This is a genomic window from Bradyrhizobium sp. CSS354, assembly GCF_029051725.1.
Classification (GTDB): Bacteria; Pseudomonadota; Alphaproteobacteria; order Rhizobiales; family Xanthobacteraceae; genus Bradyrhizobium.
In genome coordinates this window covers 1-441 of record NZ_JAACFU010000098.1, presented here as the reverse complement: position 1 = coordinate 441, position 441 = coordinate 1, and the positions used below count along the sequence as shown (strand labels likewise).

The 441-nt window shown below is 69.8% G+C and carries 1 protein-coding gene; it reads left to right on the top strand.

Going from position 1 to position 441, the window contains the following annotated elements:
- Position 1: 1 nt before the first annotated feature.
- A complete protein-coding gene (locus tag GWG67_RS38820; RefSeq protein WP_275174907.1) occupies positions 2–310 on the top strand; it encodes a YnfA family protein in 309 nt (102 codons plus the stop codon).
- Positions 311–441: the final 131 nt, after the last annotated feature.

Here is a 441-nt window from a genome sequence, read left to right as displayed (position 1 = left end):
CCTGCTGACCGCGCTGGCCGAGATCGTCGGCTGTTACCTGCCATGGTTGTGGCTGCGCAAGGGAGGCAGCGTCTGGCTGCTGCTACCGGCCGCGGCCAGCCTGGCCCTGTTCGCTTGGCTGCTGACTCTGCACCCGACTGCCAGTGGACGGGTCTATGCCGCCTACGGTGGCGTGTACATCGGCACCGCGCTGTTCTGGTTGTGGTTGGTCGACGGCATCCGCCCCAGCCGCTGGGACCTGCTGGGCGCTGCGCTGGGCCTGGCCGGCATGGCGGTGATCATGTTCGGGCCGCGCACCTCATCAGGGTAGCGCCGGGCCATGCGTGGCTGCGCCTCCTTCCGACCGCGCTGGCGCGCGCAAGCCGGGCCTAGCTCGGCGCCACAAGGTCAGCGATGGTGCATGATGGCGACGACCCTGGTTCCCGGAGCACGCGCATGTCC